Origin of the sequence: Flectobacillus major DSM 103 (genome assembly GCF_000427405.1) — a bacterium.
In the GTDB taxonomy this organism is placed as follows: Bacteria; Bacteroidota; Bacteroidia; order Cytophagales; family Spirosomataceae; genus Flectobacillus; species Flectobacillus major.
In genome coordinates, this window is sequence record NZ_KE386491.1 from 85,806 (window position 1) to 107,939 (window position 22,134).

Consider the following 22,134-nt stretch of genomic DNA (forward strand, 5'->3'; position numbering starts at 1 on the left):
TGGTTAATGACCACCACCTCCAGTTTGAAAAGTCACAGAATCATTAGTGTACTTTTTCTGTAACTGCCGGAAGTAGAATAGTAGCCCAACGAGCAGTGTCATTGGTAGAAGCGAGAAATAAAATGCCGTTTGGCCTCCATACGCTTCAAATATATGTCCTGTAATAATTGAGCCAGTAGTACCTCCCAAAGCTGAAAAAATAACAATTAAACCCGACATCATACCGTGTTGTTTTTGGGGCAAAGCACTCAAAATGATAGAGTTGATGGCTGGGTAAATAGGAGCAATCAAAAAACCAATGAGAGGGAACATAAACGCTACAATAGGAGCATCAACCCACCCTTTGATTGGGCCTGTACCTAGATTTTGAGCAAGTGGAAGTGCTAAAATCACTAATACCCCCGCTGTAATAATACAAGCCGATAATACCAACAACCATGGTAGTTTACGTAATAATAAACCCGCAATAAACCTTCCTAAAGCTGTTGATGCTGCCAGAATACTGGCCATTTGTACGCTGAGGGTGGCTGGCAGATGTAATACCTTGCTGTTGAAAGTTGGTAGCCAACTCATAATACTCTGCTCAATCAATACATAAATGAACGCACTAGCTACAAACACAAGTACAATAGGTACTATTGCTAGCCTCAACATCTCGGCAAAAGACCCCGTTTCTGGCTCAGTACTAATAGCTGTTTGTGGTTCGGCAATTGGTGTGCTGTATAACAAAACGAAAGCTGTAAAAGCCATACCCGCCAACAAATAATATACTTTAGTCCAATTGTTTGAACTGAGATTGCTATCGTCAATAAAGGCACTAAAAATAAAATAGCCTGTAAGAATCCCAACCATAAAAAAGGACTCTATGAAATTCATCAAACTGATATGTTCGCCCTCGCTTTTGGTAACTAAGCCAATAGTAGCATATACCGATACTTTGATAAGGGCAAAAGAAATACCTACGGTAGCAAACAAAACTTTGGTCATCCAAAAGGCATTCATAATAGGCATACCCAAGCAGGCAATGGTTACTAGCCCCAATGCTATAAGCATGGCATTTTTATAGCCAATTTTGGTAATATAAGAAGCCATAATAAAGGACATAGCTGCAATACTGAGGTCTTTGAAGGCTTCTAAAACACCTGCCGAGGATTCTGAAATATGGTAGGTAGATTGAACTTGTAATATCACTGTGCCGACGCTATTAAGAAGCATCGCAAACAGGAAATAATTGATAAATAGAGAGAGTTTTATTCGCCAAAAATTCATATTACAAGATAATCATAGCGTGAGAGATAAAAAGCGGAACTAAGTCCGCTTTTCTTTGAATTATTATATAAATGGTTAATGAAGTACAAATTTACACGAATAATTAGGCATTTGACTACTCTTTTATTATTGTATATTAGTACTGTATTAATATTTTTACAAAAAAAAACCTCTATTTTAAAGTAATTATGTGCTATTTTAGAAAAGTAATGCTAGACTGAAAGATATGAAAACAGAATTTGAACGTATACAAGCCGACGAGGGAAGTTCTTTCAGGCTATTGTACCAAAAGGTAAAAGCAGAAGACTTTGCTTGGGATTACCATTATCATCCCGAGTTAGAAATTGTTTGTGTATACAACGGTATTGGACGTAGGCATGTTGGTAATCATTTGAGTTATTATGAAGATGGCGATTTGGTATTGATTGGCTCAAATATACCACATGGGGGCTTTGGCTTTGGAGCTTTGGGCGACCACGAAGAAATAGTGCTGCAGTTTATGTATAATTTTTTGGGTGATTCTTTTTTTTCAAAACCCGAAATGAGTCGTATTAAAAAACTTTTTGAGAGTGCTCAGCAGGGAATTCGGTTTTATGGACAAACGCAAATAATAGTAGCACAGCGGCTCAAACAAATCAAAGAGATGCCACATTTTGAAAGGATGCTAGCGTTGCTTCAAATGTTTCAGTATTTGGCCAATTCTACCGAATACGAGCTACTCAATAAAGTAAATACACGCTATGATTTTAGTATGCGAGACCAAATAAGGTTACGGAAAGTGTATCAGTATGTCGAACAAAATTTTACCAAAAAAATAGACATAGAAGAAGTAGCCGAGCTATCTAATTTGACTGTTCCTGCTTTTAGTAATTATTTCAAAAAAAATATCAACCAAACGTTTACCGATTTTGTGAATGAATATCGGATAAATTATGCCTGTAAATTACTGATAGAAGGGAAAAGTGTTGCCGATACGTGTTTTGAAAGTGGGTTTAATAATGTTTCTTATTTTGGTCGAGTATTCAAAAAACTTAAAAAAGTACAACCATCACAGTTTACCTTCGACCGACTTTAGCGGGTAAAATCCAAGGCCGATTTGAAATCAAAGGAAGGTGTCCATAACTTATTGGTTTTGAGAATATCTATTAATTTAGCCTCTATGCCATGATTATCAGCTAGATTGGTAAAATAGACAAAGGCAAATTGCTTGTCTGGTACAAAATATACACCATTGCTAAAACCCGAAGTACTTCCTGAATGATATAGCTCTAGTCCATTTTGTGGAGTAATGGTATTGAACCAGCCCATACCATAACGCATTTTTGAGTCGTCAGTAATGGTATAATTAATTTGTTCGAGTTCTTTTTTTAGCTGAAACAAAGTACCTTGTTGAATAGCCTTGAGCCAGATTTGGTAATCATTGAGCGAGGTATAAATACAACCATCGCCTTTGGTAGCACTGGTAATACTTTGGTCGGCCAATACTACCTTTCCTGTGCTATCTTGGGCGTAGCCTAATGCTCGCAAAGGCATTTTACTAACAGGGTCGTACAAATAGGTATTTTTCATTTTGAGTGGCTGAAAAATATTTTGTTCAATAAATTCAGTATATGATAGCCCCGATACTATTTCTACGATTTGTGCTAATATACAAAACCCCGAATTGCTGTATCTAAATTGTGAACCTGTTTCAAAATAAACCCTATTTTCGGTAGCTAATAAATTTACAACGGCCTCGTCAAGAACCTGTGCTGTAAAGTTTTTGGGTATCAACTCTTCATAATCCAGAATACCTGAAGTATGGGTGAGGAGGTGGCGTATTTTGATTTTTGACCCTACAGCTTGATTAAAAAGAGGGAAAAAACGCATCAAATTATCATCATAACTAAGTTTACCTTGGTTTTTTAGTATCATGATACAGGCCGCCGTAAATTGTTTTGATACCGAGGCCATTCTAAAATTAGTATATTGATTAATGGCAATATTGTTTTGGATATTGGCCTTACCTTGCCAATATTTATAAACAACTTTACCATCGTTGATAAGCATGAATACGCCGCCAACTTCTTTGTTGACGAAATGTTTTTGGATGGTAATATCTAGGTCTTTTGAGAGATTTTGTGCAATACTACCAAAAGATAGGAGCAGTAAACATAAAATTATACGCATAAACTTATCGTTGTTGTTTGAGGTTTTTTAATAGTGTTTCACAATATTGTGCATCAGGAACAGGGATTTTAACCTCTCCTCGCATAATTTGGTAGAAATATTCATCAGATGTAATCCCAAGATGTAATTTATACATTTCTCTAAATCTATTCCTTTTTCTTCTTGAGCCTTGCCCTGCAATACTTTTCCAAAGCTTGGTAATATGAAAGGGCATAAAATTATGTTCCATTGTATGTTGTTTTGGCAAAATTAAGCCATCTTGGTTAAGAATTGATATATTTAAAGTAAATATCTAAAAATTAGTATTTTACAAAAATAGTTTATTAGAATAATACAATTGTGATAGCCTGACAGAAGAGAGTGAATAATATGATTAATATCATTTAGTGTAGAAATAAAATACCAGAACTTGCATCAGAGATTAAATCTATCCCAATAAAATTATATTTATCATGTCTATAACTTCCGCAGAAGAAGCCCTAAAAGTAATCAAATCGGGCGATAAAATCTATATACATAGTGTGTCGGCAGCACCACTTCATTTATTAGAAAACTTAGTAAAAAGGGCAGATTCGCTTCGCAATGTCGAATTGTATCACCTACATACCGAAGGCGACGCTCCTTATACTCGTGCCGAATATGCGGGTGTTTTTCATACCAATGCGTTTTTTATTGGCAAAAATGTACGAAATGCGATTGCCGAGGGGCGAGGCAGTTATATTCCTATTTTTTTGTCTGAAATTCCTCGCTTATTTCGCCACAAAATCATACCGCTCAATGTTGCCCTTATATCGGTTTCTGTACCTGATAAAAGCGGCTTTTGTTCATTAGGAACATCAGTAGACGCTACCTTGGCGGCTATTGAATGTGCCGATATCGTGATTGCACAAGTGAATAAATTTGTGCCTAGAACGCTTGGCGATAGTCAAATCCATGTTAGTCGTATCAATTATCTTGTGCCTTTTGATGCTCCTTTGCATGAAGTTTCGTGGGGGCAGCCCTCTGTGATTGAGCAGCAAATTGGCGAAAATGTAGCCTCTTTGGTCGACAACGGAGCTACTTTACAAATGGGTATTGGGAGTATTCCAAATGCTGTATTGTCGGCTCTCACCAATCACAAAGATTTGGGTATTCATACCGAAATGTTTTCAGATGGTATTATTCCATTAGTAGAAAAAGGTGTTATTACTGGTAAATACAAGAAAAAACATCAAGGAAAAATTGTGGCTACCTTTTTGTGTGGAACACAACGGCTGTACGACTTTGTCGACGATAACCCGCTGGTAAATATGCTGGGTGTCGATTATGTCAATGATACTGCTATAATTCGCCAAAACCCTAAAGTTACGGCTATCAATAGTGCTATCGAAATAGATGTTACAGGGCAAGTATGTGCCGATAGTATTGGGTATCAGATGTATTCGGGTGTGGGTGGACAAATGGATTTTATGCGAGGTGCTGGACTTTCAGAAGGAGGGAAACCCATTATAGCGTTGGCTTCGACAACCAAAAATGGCCAATCAAAAATTGTAACGCATTTGCAAGAAGGGGCTGGGGTAGTTACTACACGGGCTCATGTACATTATGTGGTTACAGAGTATGGGGTGGCGTATTTGTATGGAAAAACATTGGTAGAAAGAGCCAAAGAGCTTATCAAGGTGGCTCATCCTGCACATCAAGAGCGATTAGAAAAAGAAGCTTTTGAGCGGTTCAAGCATCAATTTAGTAACTAATGAGTAGGCTGAATTTAAAATATGAGTTATCTCAAATTTAGAGAATGATGAATGAGTGATTATTGTTTAATATGGTTTTCACCAGTAGAGGTGCAAGCTTTGCGTCAAAAGCTGAGTCATTCTGAAATGTAAGATGAAACATAAATCATCCCGAATTTTTAGATCAAACAAGGCGGCCGAAAAACTAATCTCGGCCGCCTTGTTTGATTAATAGTCAATAAATGCCTAGTATTTGTGTACTTTTTAAAATTATCCTACAATTCAGGATGATTCATGTTTGTTTTGTACTTATTCCTAGAGGCTTTCGGCAAATTGTTTTGCTAGTGTATTGTACTCACTATCGCTAACTTTTCCAGAGGTAATAACGGTACGATAGCGTAGAGTCATAGACTGATGCGGAGCTAATTTGTAATTAAGCGTTTCTTTGCCTTGCGAAAATACCTTGACCCCCAAAGGATTAGCTGCAAATAAGCCATAACCACGAGCATGCCAATAGGTTGGATAACTTACATTTTGTGGGTGGTCGATAATACAAATAGAAATATCTTCATTATTGATTTTGCCAGAAAGGTCCATCCAGTTGGCTCTTGTAGCCCAAACCGCCTCGCCATTGATTCCGTTGCTACCGTGGTACTGTCCTGTAATTCCTGAGTTATCAAGCTTATCTACTTTGGTTTCGATTCCATTGGCATCGACAAAAATATCAGGTTTGTCAGAGGGATGCTCTAATTCGCGAGCTACCCGAATAGCAAAAGCACCATCTTTTACATCGGCAAATGTTACTTCTTTGTCTTCAGCTGTTAGGGTGGTAATACGATCAATTATACGCTGGTTGCCTTTCGCATAAAAAATATAGGTAGTTTCCTCTTTTAGCAAAGTACTTCCTTTGCCATCGGTATCTATCCAATCGGCTGTTACCTGCAATTCACCTTTACCATGCCCCCCAACTACCTTCTCGATACCTGTATGACGAATAGTTCCATATTTGCTACGGTCTTTGATAGCCGTTGAGTTATTCCAAAAATCAAAACCATTAACGGATTCGTAGTTGAGCCACATACCAACATGATGAGGGTGGTCGACACGCTCGCCAGCTTTTTTGATAAAAGGATAACTGCGAGTAACAATTGTACCTTTGGAAGTGCGAATAGGGTATAAAACTGGTTTTTTCAGAATGGAATCACTCGGAAAAAAATAAGCGGTAAAAGGCTGTCCATCGACTAAGACATCAACTTTTTTTTCATTTTTTTTCACGACCAACTGAATTTTATCTACTTTTTGCTGAGCATACGAACCAGCAGAGGCAATCATAAGGCCCACTATCAAGCTTATTTTCTTCATTTGATAATATAATTTACAAATAATGATGAACCACAATTGCGTTCAATGGTTACAGATTGTTAACCTAATTGGTAATTTTACAAGATAAAGATGAATAAGAAAAGGATTTACTCAAAAAAGCGATAATTTATTCAATACAAAAAGCCGAACCAGTAATGGTTCGGCTTTTCTAAGATATGATTTGGGTAATATTTACCTATTAATAACCAGGGTTTTGGGCAAATACACCTTTTTCAGAACGGTCAATTTGTGTTTGTGGAATAGGACGAACCAAGTGTATTGCTTTTACATTTGGTGCAGCCTGTGGATTGTATTTTTGAACACGCTCAACCAAGATTCCCCAGCGTTTTAAGTCCATCCAACGAGTTTGTTCGCCTGCCAATTCTCTAGCTCTTTCTTCTACAATAAGGTTGAAGTCGACAGTAGACACTTCCATAGCAGACTGTTTTCCTGGCCAAGCTGCACGACGACGAACCATATTGATAGCATCAGTAGCTGCTTTGACATTTCCTGCACCAAGCTGAGCTTCGGCAAGCATCAAATAGGCATCGGCCAAACGGTATACAAAGAAATCTCGGCTACCCGACTCGTAAGTCATATCTGGACGCTTGGTATCGAAGAATTTACGCAAAGTTGGGAATAATGCTTCCGAATATTTGCTTGGTACTAATACCTGATATGGTTTTTTGGCACGTTCCTCTTTCGACATTTCATAACCTGGAATAAATATAGCTGTATCGCCAGCCGCAAAGGTTACTTTAGCTTTTGAATCATCAAAAGCAGTATTGTAACTACCTGGCTTGTTAGAGTACCAAGTATCTTTAAAGGTTTTTTTATAGCGAGAATCGTTTACTCTTTCGCCAAATACAACATCAGTACAGTAAGTAGTTGGGCGTAAACGCTTGAATGGACGACCATTAAGGATATCACGTTGCATACCAGCCTGTACGTCGTATTGCATACCAAACAACAAGTGCAAGTTGTTGCCACCATTAACATTACCAGTGTTGTTGGTTAAGTTGGTCAACAAGTCGGATGTATATTGTACCGCAAATACGATTTCACTGTTTTTCTGGTTGTTTTCGTCAAAAACACTAGCAAAATCGTCTAGCAATTTGAAACCATAATTATTTACCACATTGTTACATAAAGCAGCTGCTTTAGAAAAATCGTCTGTTGCTTTTTGACTAGAATACGCTTTGGCCAAATACACTTTGGCTAAACTCATTTCGGCAGCAGGCTTAATAGCCCTTCCGTATTGTGATGATGAGTTAGGCAGGTCGGCAATAGCCTCAGTAAGGTCTTTGATAATAGCATTGTACATCTCGGCCTCGGTAGCTCTTTTGGTTGCTTTAGTTGGCACTAGGGTTTCTGTCAATCTTAAATCTACACCACCCCACTGCTGAAACAAAAGAAAATAATAGTGAGCTCTTAAAAATTTTGCTTCTGCAATTCTTAGTTTTTTGGTAGCATCGGCCAATGAATTGCTTGGGGCACGAGCAATAATAGCATTACAGGTATTGACCCCTTTGTAAAGCTCGTCCCAGGTGTTGCCCAGATAATCTACCGTAGGGTTAAGCTGGGTATCATAGAAATGAAAGCCTTTGTAACTACCATCGGCACCAGTAGCATAAATATCGGTACCATATTCGGTCATTGTGAGGCCCTGTTGTGTTCCATAATAATATCTAAGACTAGAATAGGCAGCATTTACAGCATCTTCTAGACCTTTCGGGGTATTCATGTAGTCATTACCAATACCCGAAATAACTTTTTCATCCAACAAATCTGAACAAGATTGCCCCGTAAGCATTAAAGCAGCAAAACCTAAGACTCTTGCATGTTTAAATATATATTTGATATTCATCGTATTTTTCATTTAACGTTTAATAAATGTTAGCCTGCAGTTACTTTTTTGTGATAACTAAGCGTTCGACTTAAAATTTAGCATTAATACCAACCGTAAATACTTTGGTTGCTGGTGTAATACCATTGTCAACAGCCGTTCCAGACGTTTCAGGGTCAACACCGTTGTATTTTGAAATAAATTTTGACCAAATTAAAGGTTGTTGAATACTAGAGAAAATTCTCAATGATTCCATACCCAATTTTTTAGCAATATTGTCTTTGAAGGTATACCCAAAGTTGATGTTTCTCAATTTGATAAACGAACCGTCAAAGTAAATCAAAGTAGTGTTGTACTGAGGGAATTCTTGTGTACTAAACGGACGAGGGAATTCGGCATTTGGGTTGTTTGGTGTCCAATAATCTACTTTGATTTGTTGGTAACGACCAGCCAAAGCGTTGTTGTTTTGGTGGAAACCACTTACGATTGTTTGTCCAAAACGCCCAAAGAAGAAGAACGATAAGTCAAAGTTTTTGTAAGTAAAACGGTTTGTCAAACCTGCCGAGAAATCAGGTACATCCGAGCCTATCAATACTCTGTCTGAAGCATTGATTACGCCGTCGCCATTAGTATCTTGTACCTTCACTTGCCCTACACCAGCACCCAAGGCATTACCTTTGTCGCCAGGGTAGTATTTGGCTGCTTGTTCGGCTTCGCTCGCTTGCCAAATTCCTACTTTTTTGTAGTCAAAGAATGAGTTAAGGGGTTGTCCAATAAACCATTTGTTACCAATGTCATCTACAGCACCATTGTAAAGGGAAAGAATTTCTTCTTTGTTTTTAGTGAATTGGAAATCTGTTGTCCATTTAAAGCCTCCTTTTGTATTGACGTTTACTGTTGAAAGCCCCAATTCGATACCTCTGTTGCGAGTTTCACCTACGTTACGAGTTACGGCCGCAAATCCGATAGAGCCAGGCAATTGGTCAGACAATAATAAGTCGGTGGTATTGGTTTGATAAAGCTCTAATGAACCTTGTAGTCGTCCTTTCCAGAAACTGAAATCAAAGCCGACGTTGGTAGTAGCAGAGCTTTCCCATCTTAAATCTGGGTTACCAATAGTGTTTGGACGGTAGCCAAAAGCACCTGTATTGTCCCAAGCATACGAAGTTCTGTTTAACAAACCTTGCGTTTGGTACGGAGCAACCCCTTGGTTACCTACAGCACCATAGCCAGCTCTGATTTTGAGGAGGTCAAGCCACTGAACACCTTTCAAGAAGTCTTCATTGCTAATATTCCAGCCCAATGCTATACCCGGGAAGTTACCATATTTGGTATTTACCCCAAATCGGCTTGAGCCATCACGGCGAAGTGTTAAGGTAAGCAAATATTTATCGTTATAATCGTAGTTGATACGACCCATAAACGAGTTGATAGTCCATTCTGTTAACATACTACCCACACCCACAACACTACTCGCATTACCCAAATTATAGAATTGTTGTGTTTCTGCAGGAACCCCCTGAACATTGGCTGTATAAGACTCAAAACGGTCTTTTTGAATAGACTGAAGCAATGTTACGTTCAAATTGTGCTTACCGTAGGTTTTCTGGTAATTAATAATGTTTTCGAGCGTCCAGTTAAAGCCAAAACGGTTTTCGTCCGAAGCTTGTGGGTCACCACCTTTTCTAGCATTGGTTTGAGCCCCAATAAATCTACCCCAGCGTGAAATAGTGAAATCTGGGCCAAAGTTGACACGGTATTTCAAGCCCTCCAGAATTTTCACTTCAGTATAGATACTATTAAAAATTCTATATCTTCTAGTATTGTCTACCTGTGCACCCGGAACAATCTCGGCCAATGGGTTGGTCAACAAAGCATCGTTAGTAGGAGTAAAATTGATACTACCGTCAGCTTTATACGCAGCACCCAGCGGGTTTTGTTGTATCGTAAAACTATACGGGTTCAAATTTTCGCCATTTCTGTTGCTAAACATCATATAAGAAGATAATCCTACTTTCAACCATTTATTTACCTCATGGTCGATATTAGCACGCAACGATGTTCTGGTATAATCTAGCCCTTCTGTAATACCTTTGTCTAGGAAATAACCAGCCGAAATATAGAACTGAGTTCTGTCGTTTCCGCCCTGAATACCAATGGTATGGTTTTGTTGGAAACCTTTTTTCAAAATCAAGTTTTGGTAGTCGGTACTTCTGCCTTCGGCCAAGCCAGCTACAACGTTGGGGTCGCCACCCAATACGGCTATTTTTGAATCAGCCACAGGGTCCGACTGGCCAGTGGGTACAATAGCCCCAGCTGCGTTTCTGTAGATACCCGTAGAGCGGTAAGCTTCTCGTACATATTCAGCAAACTCTGGCCCGTTAAATAACGTCAACTTATTCAAGGCCTCCGACTGGCCTACATACATATCATAAGTAACGGTTGTTTTTCCTTTTACACCACCTCTTTTGGTTGTTATCAAAACTACACCATTGGCACCTCTAGCACCGTAGATTGCCGTAGCGGTGGCATCTTTGAGTACTTCCATCGACTGCACGTCGTTGGGGTTCATGTCTTCATAACCAGCCGATAAAGGAATACCATCAACTACATAGAGCGGGTCGTTTCCAGCGTTGAATGAACGACGACCACGAATCAAAATTTTGGGTGTTGTTCCTGGTTTTGAACCCGACTGCGAAACGTCAACCCCAGCGGTTCTTCCTTGTAATGCCTGTCCTAAGTTGGTAATGGGCATTTCCGAAATTTGCTTGGCCGATACTTGCGATATAGCACCTGTTAATTGACTTTTCTTTTGTGTACCATAACCTACAACCACAACCTCGGAAAGAGCTTGGTTTTCAACAGCCAAGGTAATATTGATTGAACTTCTTTTGCCTATAGCTACCTCAGTAGAAACATAACCAATAGCTGAAATCCCTAATATGTCTTTTTCTGATGAAGAGACAATCTTGAATGAGCCTGTGCCATCGGTAGTTGTACCTTTGTTTGTACCTTTTATCATAATACTCACCCCAGGAATACCCTGTCCGTCTTCAGAGGAGGTTACTTTTCCTGTTACCGTTTGTTGGGCGAAGCCAGTAAAACTCAGCATTAAGAGCATCGCGAACGATAACATACTCATAAGCCCTCTTTTCAATAGTAAAAGTTTATTTAGCATATACAATTGGATTAAGAATTAAATTGGTCAATGATAATTAAGATGAAATAGATTTATTAATTCGTTGCCAGAGTTCATCTTCTTCAAAATTTGTAAGCGATTCGTCTGGTATTTCTTGCAAAATGATTTCTTTAGCTGTTTCGATTTCTTTATTTTTTTGTGGAAATTTTTTGATAAATTCTTGCCAAAAGCTACTGATTTGTGGGTTGTTAGGTTCTGAAATCCATTGTAAAAAGAAACTGTCCGAAACAAAATCCTCTGCCAGATACTTTTCATATTTTACAAATGTGTCCAGAATCTTCATAATTGAACTATATAAAGTATTTGTTGTGATTTTTTGGTATAAGGCTATGTCTTTATCTTTCTACTCGTTTTCTGTACAAAAAAGGATAGTTTTTTATTTTTATATATTAGTACAGGCCCAAACCAAAGAATATAAGCTGTAGTTGAATCAATAGGGGATTTCTTAAATAGCATATAAGTTGACTGATACTCAACTTATAATGGTAATTGTAGGTGTACTTAATCTTGAATAAAGTACTGGTTTTTAGAGTAAGGCTTCAAAAAACCTTTTCAAGTATGTTTTAGTTGAGCTATTTGCAGGCACATAGATTCGTTTAACTAGAAGTATAAAATATGATTTTAAAAGTTTATTGAGGTAAATCTTGACAGTGTATCTAAGCATATACAGCTTTGGTTTTAGCCAATAACTAAGAACTCTATCTTCAAGCTATCTTTTTGAAATAGTTATATTAATTAATGAATTATGTCAAAAAAACATCTACATAAGAAGCATAATATGAATTTCTACTTGTTTTTTTTGTATAAAAAAAAGAGCTTTGGGAATGTTTCTTTCTCCAAAGCTCTTTTTATAAATGGGCTGTATATGTTATATCATAAGAAATACTATTATGTTGGTTTTTTAGGAAAACTAAGCAAATGACACTTTTTCGATAGAAATGTGCTGTTTTAAGGTTTTCAGTGCTCCAAAAATAAGGTTATAAACCGACTGAGGGTTGATGTCCATGAGGTTTGAAATTTGGTCGGTATCCATATCATGGAAAAACTTCAATGAAATAGCCTCTCTTTGACGCTTGGTCAAAAAACGAAAAGATTCATTCAATACATTGCTAAATTGCTGTTCATCTTCACAAGCTACCAATCGGTTTTCGTGCGAACCCACATAGTCGGGGTATTCTACATAGTAGCTTTCATGATGTTGTATTTGGCGTTGTTGGGTTTCCAGATGACGCACTAATTTTCTTTTGATAGAAGCCATCAAATAATAACGAATAGAAGTAGTTTCGCCTAAATTTTGATGGTTTCTCCAAAGCTCTACAAACAAATCATGCAAACAATCTTTGATTAATTCACGGTCTTGCGTGATGCTAGTACTGTAATTATACAAGAGATTTACATAGCTACGGTATATCAACGTGAAGGCATCGTGGTCGCCTCCACGAAAAGCATTCCATAAGCCCACCTCATCCGTAATTTTTTTTGTAGTCATCATAGGAAATTAGTTTTTTTTCTAAAAATCTTCCTAAAGATATAATAATAAAATAGCACTTTTCAAGGGTTTTATTGAATATTTTTCCGTAAACGTTTACGGAAACGTTTACGACCAGAATCTTGTGTAAACAGGGTAATACAGAACTCCACAAAATAGCCTACATGTCGTTAAGCGGTAGATATACTTAATTTGGCTAAATTTGGTAGAAACTTGTTGGATGTTAGAAAATTTGCTTCAATTTTTACACTTTGTAATATTTTATACGGTAAAATTTCTGATTTACCATATCACTTTTCACAAACTACCTTAAATTCTAATTCTTTCATGAAAAAACTCCTTTACACATTCATCAGCATTATGATGTTTGGAACGGTACTTCAGGCTCAAACCTCAACATTTCCACGCAATGGGGTGCAGGATGAGCGACCGAACCTATATGCTTTTACCAATGCCACCGTTATTACAGATGCCAATACGGTTATTGAAGGGGCAACATTACTTATCAAGGGTACCGTAATTGAGGCCATTGGCAAAAACGTTACTATTCCTGTAGGTACTACGATTGTCGACCTTAAAGGAAAACGTATTTACCCTTCGTTGGTTGAAGCCTACTCAAACTACGGTTTGCCAGAAGTAAAAAGAGAAGCTGGCCGTTTTCGTGGCGACCCCCAGTTTGACTCAAAAAAGAAAGGAGCTTATAACTGGAACCAAGCCGTAACGCCAGAGATAAGTGCTACCGATTTGTACTCGGGCAACGCTGCTGCTGCCGAAGAGTTGCGTAAAGCTGGTTTTGGTGCTACTATTTCGCACTCGCAAGATGGTATCGTTAGAGGTACTTCGGTGTTGGTGGCCCTTACCGACGAAAAAGACCAAGAGGCTGTTTTGAAAGGCAATGTGTCTTCACATTTTTCTTTCTCGAAAGGTAGTTCTACCCAAGACTACCCCAACTCATTGATGGGGTCGGTGGCTTTGCTTCGCCAAACATATTTGGATGCCGATTGGTACAAAAAAAGCAAGACAAAACCCGAATACAATATTTCGTTAGAAGCATTCAATAACAATGCGGCTTTGCCACAGGTATTTGAGGTTACAGATAAATTGGGCGTTTTGCGTGCTAACAAAATCGGAAAAGAATTTGGGGTACAATATATTATTAAAGGTGGTGGCGACGAATACCAACGTCTCGACGAAATCAAAGCGATTGGTGCATCATTGATTTTGCCACTTAATTTTCCGTCTACTCCCGATGTTGAAGACCCATTCGATGCTAGCGTAGTATCGTTGGCCGAAATGAAACACTGGGAAATGGCTCCTGCCAATGCTGCTATTTTGGCAAAAGCAGGTATAAATTTCGCTTTCACAAGTACTAGTTTGAAAAGTAAAGCCGATTTCTTGGCCAATCTTCGTAAAGCAATCGAGTATGGTTTGGACGAAAAAGTAGCTTTAGCTGCTATTACTTCAACACCAGCTCAATTATTAAAAGTAGATAACTTGGTTGGTAGCTTAAAGCCAGGTATGTTGGCCAACTTCTTGATTACTTCCGACAACATTTTCAAGGATGGTAATATCATTTTTGAAAACTGGGTAAAAGGAAAACGCTTTGTTATCAACAACATGAATGTAACAGATTTGCGTGCTACTTACGACTTGGCTGTAGGTACTAAAACAGGCTTGAAATTGAATATTACAGGTAAGTTTGATAAGCCTGAATACCAAATTCAAGTAACTGACTCAATCAAGGTTAGCCCTAAAGTGACAAGAAATGGCGATTTATTCACGATTTCTTTCAAATTGGATGCCAAAAAAGACAAAGGAGATACACGTATTAGTGCTTATTATGATGGCAAAAACTTGAAAGGCGATGGTTTTGATGCAGAAGGAACACCCGTAAAATTTGTGGCTAATTACAAAGATGCTTTCAAAGAAGCCGTTGTAAAAGCTGATACCGCCAAAAAAGTACTTCCTTCTATCGGTAAAATTACGTATCCATTCAATGGCTATGGTACAGAGCAAAAACCCAAAACTGAAACGATTTTGGTGAAAAATGCTACTGTTTGGACAAACGAAAAGGATGGTATCTTAAAAAATACCGATGTGTTGTTGAAAGATGGTAAAATTGCTCAAGTAGGCAAAAACCTAAGTGCCACAGGAGCTAAAGTAATTGACGGAACAGGGAAACACCTAACCAATGGTATTTTTGATGAACACTCTCATATTGGTCTTTTGTCGGTAAACGAAGGTACTCAGTCGGTAACTTCTGAGGTACGTATGGAAGATGTAGTAAACTCGGAGGACGTAAATATTTATCGTCAATTAGCTGGTGGGGTTACTTCTTCTCAGTTGTTGCACGGTTCGGCCAACTGTATTGGTGGACAATCAGCTATTATCAAGTTGAAGTGGGGTGAAGCTCCAGACGCTTTGAAAATACCAAACGCTGATGGCTTTATTAAGTTTGCTTTGGGCGAAAACGTAAAACAAGCTAACTGGGGCGACCGTGCTCGTGTTCGCTTTCCACAAACTCGTATGGGGGTTGAGCAAATCATGATGGATGCGTTTTTGCGTGCTAAAGAATACGAAAAATCATGGAACGAATACAACAAAGCTACTAACAAAGCTACCTTGACAGCCCCTCGTCGTGATTTAGAATTAGATGCCTTGGTAGAAATTTTGAACAAAAAACGTTTTATCACTTGTCACTCGTATGTACAGTCTGAAATCAATATGTTGATTAAAGTAGCTGATTCATTGGGCTTCAAAGTAAATACGTTTACGCATATCTTGGAAGGTTATAAAGTAGCCGACAAAATGAAAGCTCACGGAGCAAACGGTTCTACTTTTGCTGACTGGTGGGCCTACAAAATGGAGGTAAAAGAAGCTATTCCGTTCAATGCGGCCTTGATGACTAAAGTGGGTATCAATACCTCTATCAACTCGGATGATGCAGAGATGGCTCGTCGTTTGAACCAAGAAGCTGCCAAAACCGTAATGTACGGAGGTTTGACAGAAGAAGAAGCTTGGAAATTAGTTACTTTGAACCCAGCAAAAATGTTGCATTTAGATGGCCGTTTGGGTAGTATCAAAGCAGGGAAAGATGCCGATGTGGTACTTTGGAACGAAAACCCACTTTCGGTATATGCCAAGCCAGAAAAAACAATCATTGATGGTGCCGTATATTTTGACATCGACAAAGACAAAGAGCTTCGTGCATCTATTGCCTCAGAACGCAATCGTTTGATTCAGAAAATGTTGAATTCAAAAGCTGGTGGTGCTCCAACGGTAAAACCTGATTTCAGAAAACCTAAATTATTCCACTGTAATACTTTGGGCGGTTTGACCGAAGAAGAAGGAGAAGTAAGAGCATTTGGTATGTTGCAACAAGACGATAGCTGTGGTAAATAAGCCATTGTTTGTCAACAACCCATTCAAGGATTTCTATTAAAATAAAAAACGATGAAAAAAATATCATTTATATATATTCTGGCTTTGTTATTAAGTAGCAAAACCATTTTTGCCCAAAACCAAGCTGCCGCAAGCCCTCAAACCAAGGCTATTGCCCTGACTGGTGCTACGATTCATACGGCTGCTGGGCAGGTTATCGAAAACGGTGTAATTGTATTTGACAAAGGTATTATTACAAAAGTTGGTGCGGCTGGTACAGTATATGATAAAGCTGCTACCGAAACCGTTGATGTGTCTGGAAAACATGTTTATCCTGGGCTTATTTCACCTGTCAACCAATTGGGCTTGATTGAAATTGAGGCAGTACGTGCTACCAACGACCAAGCCGAAATTGGAGCTATTAACCCTCACGTTCGGGCTTTGATTGCCTATAATACCGACTCTGAGCTTATTCCGACGGTACGTGGCAATGGCGTTTTGATTACGCAGGTAACACCCGTTGGCGAAATTATTTCGGGAATGTCGTCGGTAATGCAATTAGATGGCTGGAACTGGGAAGATGCCGTCTTGAAAAAAGACGATGGTATTCACCTCAACTGGATTGGTTATTTTAAACGTGACTTCAACTTTGATACATTCTCGGCTACGTTGAAAAAGAATGATAAAAAAGAAGAACAATTGCGCGAAATCGAGAAAACGTTTACCGATGCAATTGCTTATGCTCAAATCAAAAACCCAAGCGTAATCAACGTGAAAATGGAAGCTATGAAGGGCTTATTTGATGGCTCGAAGAAGTTGTACATTTCGGCTGATTATGGCAAAGAGATTATTGAAGCAGTACAATTTGCTAAATCTAAAGGCGTAAAAAGTATCGTGATTATTGGTGGCGAAGAGGCTCTTTTAGCAGCCGATTTCTTGCGCGATAATAACGTACCTGTAATTGTGGCAAGTACTCACCGTTTGCCCAATAGCGTAGACGACGACACTGACTTGCCGTACAAATTGCCTCATTTGTTGGCTCAAAAAGGTGTTACGGTAGGTTTGGCTTATATTGGTCTGAACTGGCGTACACGCAATTTGCCTTTCTTGGCAGGTACTGTGGCTGGTCATGGAATGAGCAAAGAAGATGCCTTGAAACTTGTAACTATTAATAATGCCAAAATATTGGGTATCGACAAATACGTTGGAACACTCGAAGTAGGCAAGCACGCAACTTTGGTAGTGTCGCAAGGCGATTTACTAGATATGCGTTCGGCAAAAGTAGAACATGCGTTTATTCAGGGTAAAAAAGTTGACCTTGATGACAAACAAAAACGTCTTTACAAAAAATACGCTCAAAAATACGGTACAAACTAATCATTATGAGTTTGTGTCTTGGGGCTTCTCATTCTTTGCAGAATGGGAAGCCCTTTTTTCTAATACCTGTATCGGTTTGCTACAAATGACTTTTATCAGTTTTATATCAACTTGTACTCATCTATCTTTTTGGAATTAAGTCTGACATTTGTTGTACCAACAAACGAGCTTAGTTATGAAAAAATATGGATACGCTTTCTCAATACTATTCTATTCTTTTGGGTTATTTGCCCAAAGTTCCAGTAATATCAATATCGAATCGTTGCTTAATCAGCTTTGTGATGATGCTGTTTTTGCCAAACAACTCAATATTACCGAGCCAAGCCAATTAAAGGCATTTTATGCCAATAATACTTTTCAGCCTATTTGGAACAAAAAAACAGAACCATTTGTCCATACTTTTTTTAAAGTAGCAGCCAATGCCCAATCTTGGGGGCTATCGCCACAGGATTATCACCTTGCTTATCTAACTTCTGCCAATAATACAAGCCTCGAATATGAGCTGGTATGTACGCATGCAATGCTTTCGTTCCTCAACGATGTATCGTATGGAAAACGCCCTAGTGATTTGTTGTTCAATGGATTAGCGTATAATAATGAGTCGGTGAATACAGCTGTTATTTTGGCCAATTACTACAAGCATCTATCATTTGAGCAAATTGTACAGAGGGTCGAGCCACAAAATAAGCATTATCAACTCTTGACAACATCGCTGAGAAATTGGCAACAAGATACAACCCAATATCTTCCTGTAAAATTGACTAAAACCTTGGTCGGAAATACTCCTTTGCTTCAACGACTAGCAGGATATGGCTTTATAGAATCATCGCTGGTGCATTATCAAGACAGCGAAATTATTATAGCAGAGGCTCTGAAACAGTTTCAGAGGCTCTATAATCTTGTGCCAGATGGTATTTTGGGAAACAATACACTAAAAAAACTTAACCTCAAAAAAGCAGATTTGATCAAAATTATTCAGCACGATATAAATTACATACGCTATTTGAATGGCTTGATGTATCCTCAGTATATTCAGGTGAATATTCCATCTGTCGACTTGCGGTTGGTACAAAACTCACAAGATATACTTACCATGAGGGTAATAGTAGGAAAAGCTAGCACAGCTACCCCAAGCTTGTTTAGTAGCATCAAACAAATCATATTTTTTCCTTATTGGTATGTACCCAATAGTATTGCTACCAAAGAAATACTACCTATTGTACAACGAGACCCCCTGTATTTGAGTAACAATGGCTTTCAGGTACTCGACAGTAAGTGGAATGTCCTTGATGAGTTTTCGATCGATTGGGCAAATATCAACCCCAATAAGTTTCCTTATAAATTCAGGCAAGTGTCGGGTTGTGATAATTCATTGGGTATCGTAAAATTTGATTTCGACAGCCCATATAGCATCTATTTGCACGATACCAATAACAAAAACCTATTTGGCCGAGCCAACCGATATTTGAGTCATGGATGTATTCGTTTAGAAAAGCCTTATGAACTTGCTGCCAAAATTTTGAACGATAGTAATTTGGTCAATACCCTATACGAACAGCGTTTTGCACCTGATCTAAAACCTAAGTCATATTCTGTAGAACAAAGCTTGCCTGTGCTTATTACCTATTTGTGTTCGGGTATAGATACAACAGGCAAGCTGGTGATTTACGATGATATTTATCAAAAAATTAAACCCTAGCGAATAGCCAAAATAAAGGCATCTTTGGGTTTGATTAACGATACCACTTGACCAATCATGGCAGGGGTAACGGCAAAACATCCAAATGAATTTCCTTGTCGCTTGTATTGTATAGCATTTTTTTCAGAAACATAATCGGCAGCATGAAAAATAATACCTCTTTGTGTAGCCTTATCGTTGAGCCCTTTGTTGAGCCCCAATAAACGCAGGCTAAGGCCATGTTTTCCATGAAACTGTTCTGTTGGAATAAATATTCCCAAGCTAGAACACAAGCTTCCTTCATCGTTAGAAAACGACTCGGCTAAGGCACTGCGTCCCGACCCTTTGCCATGAGCCACCCACGTATTGAGGAGGCATATTCCCGATACCAAATCGACAATCCAGAGGCGTTTTTCAAAAGAAGGTTTTGAGAAATCGACAATACAGGCAATTCGTCGATTATTTACCTTATCGTACTGCTGTATCGCTTCTTTTGCTTTGGCAAGCAAATAGGCAGGTGTGGCGGGGCTATCGTCTTTGGCCAAAGCCCCGAAGCTGACAATACCACATAAAAATGCAATCAAACCTTTTTTTACCATTGTTCTATTAAGTTTTAACGAGTGCATAGAATAGCTTATTTTTTGTGTACAAAATAAACCTTTCTTATACAACGAAAGTTGGCTTAATTATGATTGGATATTCTTATTTATTCTTCTAATATTGATATAAATCATCTTATTTTCTGAAACTGGTCAACTTTTGGTTTTTAGAGAGATATTACATTTGCTTATTCATCAATCTCACTGCTGTTATGTCCAGAACCGAACATCATTTTCTTGCGGGTCGTCATTCTCGACTTTCTGAACTAAAATACCTCATAAAAGTTTGCCTAGAGTTTATCAAGGGATTTCGTGTATTGCATTTTTTAGGGCCATGTGCTACGGTATTTGGTTCGGCCCGAATCGGCGAAGGAGAATTCTATTACGACCAAGCTCGGCAAGTAGGGAGTTTGCTTGCCAATATGGGTTTTACCGTTATGACAGGCGGGGGCGGAGGTATTATGGAAGCCGCCAACCGAGGTGCTAAAGAAGCCAACGGTGTGTCGGTAGGGTGCAATATTATTTTGCCCCACGAACAACAGCCTAACCCGTATTTGGATAAAGTCGTAGAATTTGATTTCTTTTTTGTAAGAAAGGTTCTATTGAGTAAATATTCTTATTGCTTTATTGTAATGCCAGGGGGCTTTGGTACGCTCGATGAAATGTTTGAAGCCATAACGCTTATTCAAACCCAAAAAATGAACAGATTTCCTATTATTCTTTTTGGAAAATCGTATTATCAAAAACTCTACGAGCAAATTGTACAGATGTCGCAAATAGGAACGATTTCGCCCGCAGATTTACAACTTTTTCTTATTACCGACTCGCTAGAGGAGGCTCGCTTGCATATTCATCAGCATGCCATTGTAACGTTTGGGCTTAACCAATACCGCCAATTTAAGCCATCGGGGTGGTTTATGGAAAAAAAGATAAAGAAAAACAAGATGAAATAAAGATAAGACGTATCGCTAATACAAGATAGGCTGTTGCTGAACGGGTACTGTTCAATAACAGCCTGTTGTATTTGTACCAAAAGTTAGAGCATTGATTTAAAGCATAATACGAGCTAACACATCTCATTATTTTGAGAGATAAAAAGACTGATCTTTGTTCCAATCAATAGAAGTAAATATGAAATCGATACTCGTACCCACCGACTTTAGTCCAACTGCTTTGAAAGCAGCTGAATTTGCAGTAACGCTTGCCAACGAACTTGGCTTGGAGCTCGTTCTTGTGAATGTATTTAATTTAACATCGGCATTTCCCTATGAGTCGCCGAGTATGCTAGAATTAGAAATTCATGAATCGCAAGTAATATCTGAAGGACGATTGACCTTACTGAAAGGACAGCTATCATCAGGATGTAAGCAGCCTATCAAAACCTTGAGTGTGTACGGGGTGATTCCTGAAGTTATAGACCAAGTAGCTCAAAAAACCAAAGCTGCGTTTATTGTGATGGGTACACGAGGCATACACGATATGTGGGAACAAATAATGGGTAGCAATAGCTATTTAGTAGTAAAAAACGCTCCATGTCCTGTCTTTGTGATTCCTGATAGTGCAACGTTTAGCGAAATGAAAAATATTGTATACGCTTCTGATTATGCTCATAACGAAGTAAAAATTGTACAAGAAATAGTAAGCATTGCTGAGCATTTCAAAGCCCAAACCAATATTCTACACGTTCATGATGTAGACGAAGCCGATTTGACCGACGACCAAACGATTTCGAGCTGGTTGACTACAGAATTTGAAAATAAAGAAGTACGTAGTACCATTTTTATTAGCGAAGATCCCGTAGAAGGCATAGAAGCATTTATTAAAAAGAACCAACCCGATTTATTGGTGTTGGCGATGACCGAAAGAGGATATTTTGAAAATTTAATACATAAAAGTGTTACCAAACACTTTGTTCAAAATTTCAATCTTCCTTTACTTATTATTCCTAAAGGGTAGATTTATTTATAACAGGTTTCCTTACTGATTATACATAATTTTATCAAATCCCATTCTTGTTTCAACAGCAAGGCTGGGATTTTTTGTTTTTTCACTG

General features: G+C 38.4%; 16 protein-coding genes. 7 read left to right on the plus strand and 9 right to left on the minus strand.

Features of this window, described 5'->3' with window-relative positions; translation table 11 throughout:
- Positions 1-3: 3 nt before the first annotated feature.
- The gene (locus tag FLEMA_RS0102290; RefSeq protein WP_026994057.1) at positions 4-1,269 is read right to left on the minus strand and encodes an MFS transporter; all 1,266 of its coding nucleotides are present in this window, start codon (positions 1,267-1,269) and stop codon (positions 4-6) included.
- Positions 1,270-1,495: 226 nt separating this feature from the next.
- Between FLEMA_RS0102290 and FLEMA_RS0102295 the strand changes: the two genes are divergently transcribed.
- On the plus strand, positions 1,496-2,344 hold the full coding sequence (locus tag FLEMA_RS0102295; protein ID WP_026994058.1) for an AraC family transcriptional regulator: 849 nt from the start codon (positions 1,496-1,498) through the stop codon (positions 2,342-2,344).
- On the opposite strand, the gene FLEMA_RS67250 is transcribed toward FLEMA_RS0102295, so the two are convergent.
- Together FLEMA_RS67250 and FLEMA_RS0102305 are read right to left on the minus strand one after the other, a co-directional pair.
- Complete coding sequence (locus FLEMA_RS67250) at positions 2,341-3,438, minus strand: serine hydrolase domain-containing protein (protein ID WP_044170643.1); 1,098 nt, start codon at positions 3,436-3,438, stop codon at positions 2,341-2,343. The genes FLEMA_RS0102295 and FLEMA_RS67250 overlap by 4 nt on opposite strands.
- A gap of 4 nt (positions 3,439-3,442) precedes the next feature.
- Positions 3,443-3,667, minus strand: coding sequence for a hypothetical protein (locus tag FLEMA_RS0102305; RefSeq protein ID WP_026994059.1), 225 nt, complete (start codon positions 3,665-3,667; stop codon positions 3,443-3,445).
- 223 nt (positions 3,668-3,890) lie between these two features.
- Between FLEMA_RS0102305 and FLEMA_RS0102310 the strand changes: the two genes are divergently transcribed.
- Positions 3,891-5,171 carry an acetyl-CoA hydrolase/transferase family protein gene (locus FLEMA_RS0102310; protein WP_026994060.1) on the plus strand — a complete coding sequence of 427 codons (1,281 nt, stop codon included), beginning with the start codon at positions 3,891-3,893 and terminating at the stop codon, positions 5,169-5,171.
- Positions 5,172-5,465: 294 nt separating this feature from the next.
- On the opposite strand, the gene FLEMA_RS0102315 is transcribed toward FLEMA_RS0102310, so the two are convergent.
- From FLEMA_RS0102315 to FLEMA_RS0102340, 5 genes are all read right to left on the minus strand, one after another.
- Positions 5,466-6,512, minus strand: coding sequence for a DUF6807 domain-containing protein (locus tag FLEMA_RS0102315; protein ID WP_026994061.1), 1,047 nt, complete (start codon positions 6,510-6,512; stop codon positions 5,466-5,468).
- Between the two features lie 199 nt (positions 6,513-6,711).
- The gene (locus FLEMA_RS0102320) at positions 6,712-8,379 is read right to left on the minus strand and encodes a RagB/SusD family nutrient uptake outer membrane protein (protein WP_026994062.1); all 1,668 of its coding nucleotides are present in this window, start codon (positions 8,377-8,379) and stop codon (positions 6,712-6,714) included.
- 70 nt (positions 8,380-8,449) lie between these two features.
- Entirely contained in the window at positions 8,450-11,500 is a 3,051-nt protein-coding gene (locus FLEMA_RS0102325; protein WP_044170646.1) for a SusC/RagA family TonB-linked outer membrane protein, read from the minus strand.
- A 73-nt stretch (positions 11,501-11,573) separates the two neighbouring features.
- Entirely contained in the window at positions 11,574-11,840 is a 267-nt protein-coding gene (locus FLEMA_RS0102330; RefSeq protein ID WP_026994064.1) for a hypothetical protein, read from the minus strand.
- A gap of 627 nt (positions 11,841-12,467) precedes the next feature.
- The gene (locus FLEMA_RS0102340; protein WP_026994065.1) at positions 12,468-13,049 is read right to left on the minus strand and encodes an RNA polymerase sigma factor; all 582 of its coding nucleotides are present in this window, start codon (positions 13,047-13,049) and stop codon (positions 12,468-12,470) included.
- 324 nt (positions 13,050-13,373) lie between these two features.
- Here FLEMA_RS0102340 and FLEMA_RS67255 point away from each other — a divergent pair, with 324 nt between their 5' ends.
- The 3 genes from FLEMA_RS67255 (at position 13,374) to FLEMA_RS75860 (ending at position 19,503) form a co-directional block, all read left to right on the plus strand.
- Positions 13,374-16,448: an amidohydrolase family protein gene (locus tag FLEMA_RS67255; protein WP_044170650.1), complete on the plus strand. Its 3,075-nt coding sequence runs from the start codon at positions 13,374-13,376 to the stop codon at positions 16,446-16,448.
- A gap of 51 nt (positions 16,449-16,499) precedes the next feature.
- On the plus strand, positions 16,500-17,804 hold the full coding sequence (locus FLEMA_RS0102350) for an amidohydrolase family protein (RefSeq protein ID WP_026994066.1): 1,305 nt from the start codon (positions 16,500-16,502) through the stop codon (positions 17,802-17,804).
- Positions 17,805-17,979: 175 nt separating this feature from the next.
- Complete coding sequence (locus FLEMA_RS75860) at positions 17,980-19,503, plus strand: L,D-transpeptidase family protein (RefSeq protein ID WP_052353920.1); 1,524 nt, start codon at positions 17,980-17,982, stop codon at positions 19,501-19,503.
- On the opposite strand, the gene FLEMA_RS67265 is transcribed toward FLEMA_RS75860, so the two are convergent.
- Positions 19,500-20,108 carry a murein L,D-transpeptidase catalytic domain family protein gene (locus tag FLEMA_RS67265; protein WP_052353921.1) on the minus strand — a complete coding sequence of 203 codons (609 nt, stop codon included), beginning with the start codon at positions 20,106-20,108 and terminating at the stop codon, positions 19,500-19,502. The two genes, FLEMA_RS75860 and FLEMA_RS67265, sit on opposite strands and share 4 nt — an antisense overlap.
- A 185-nt stretch (positions 20,109-20,293) precedes the next feature.
- On the opposite strand from FLEMA_RS67265, the gene FLEMA_RS67270 reads away from it, so the two are divergent.
- Positions 20,294-21,034 (plus strand): LOG family protein, encoded by a 741-nt coding sequence (locus FLEMA_RS67270; RefSeq protein WP_052353922.1) that lies wholly within the window; start codon positions 20,294-20,296, stop codon positions 21,032-21,034.
- Positions 21,035-21,212: 178 nt separating this feature from the next.
- Positions 21,213-22,037 carry a universal stress protein gene (locus FLEMA_RS0102370; protein ID WP_026994067.1) on the plus strand — a complete coding sequence of 275 codons (825 nt, stop codon included), beginning with the start codon at positions 21,213-21,215 and terminating at the stop codon, positions 22,035-22,037.
- Positions 22,038-22,134 lie beyond the last annotated feature (97 nt).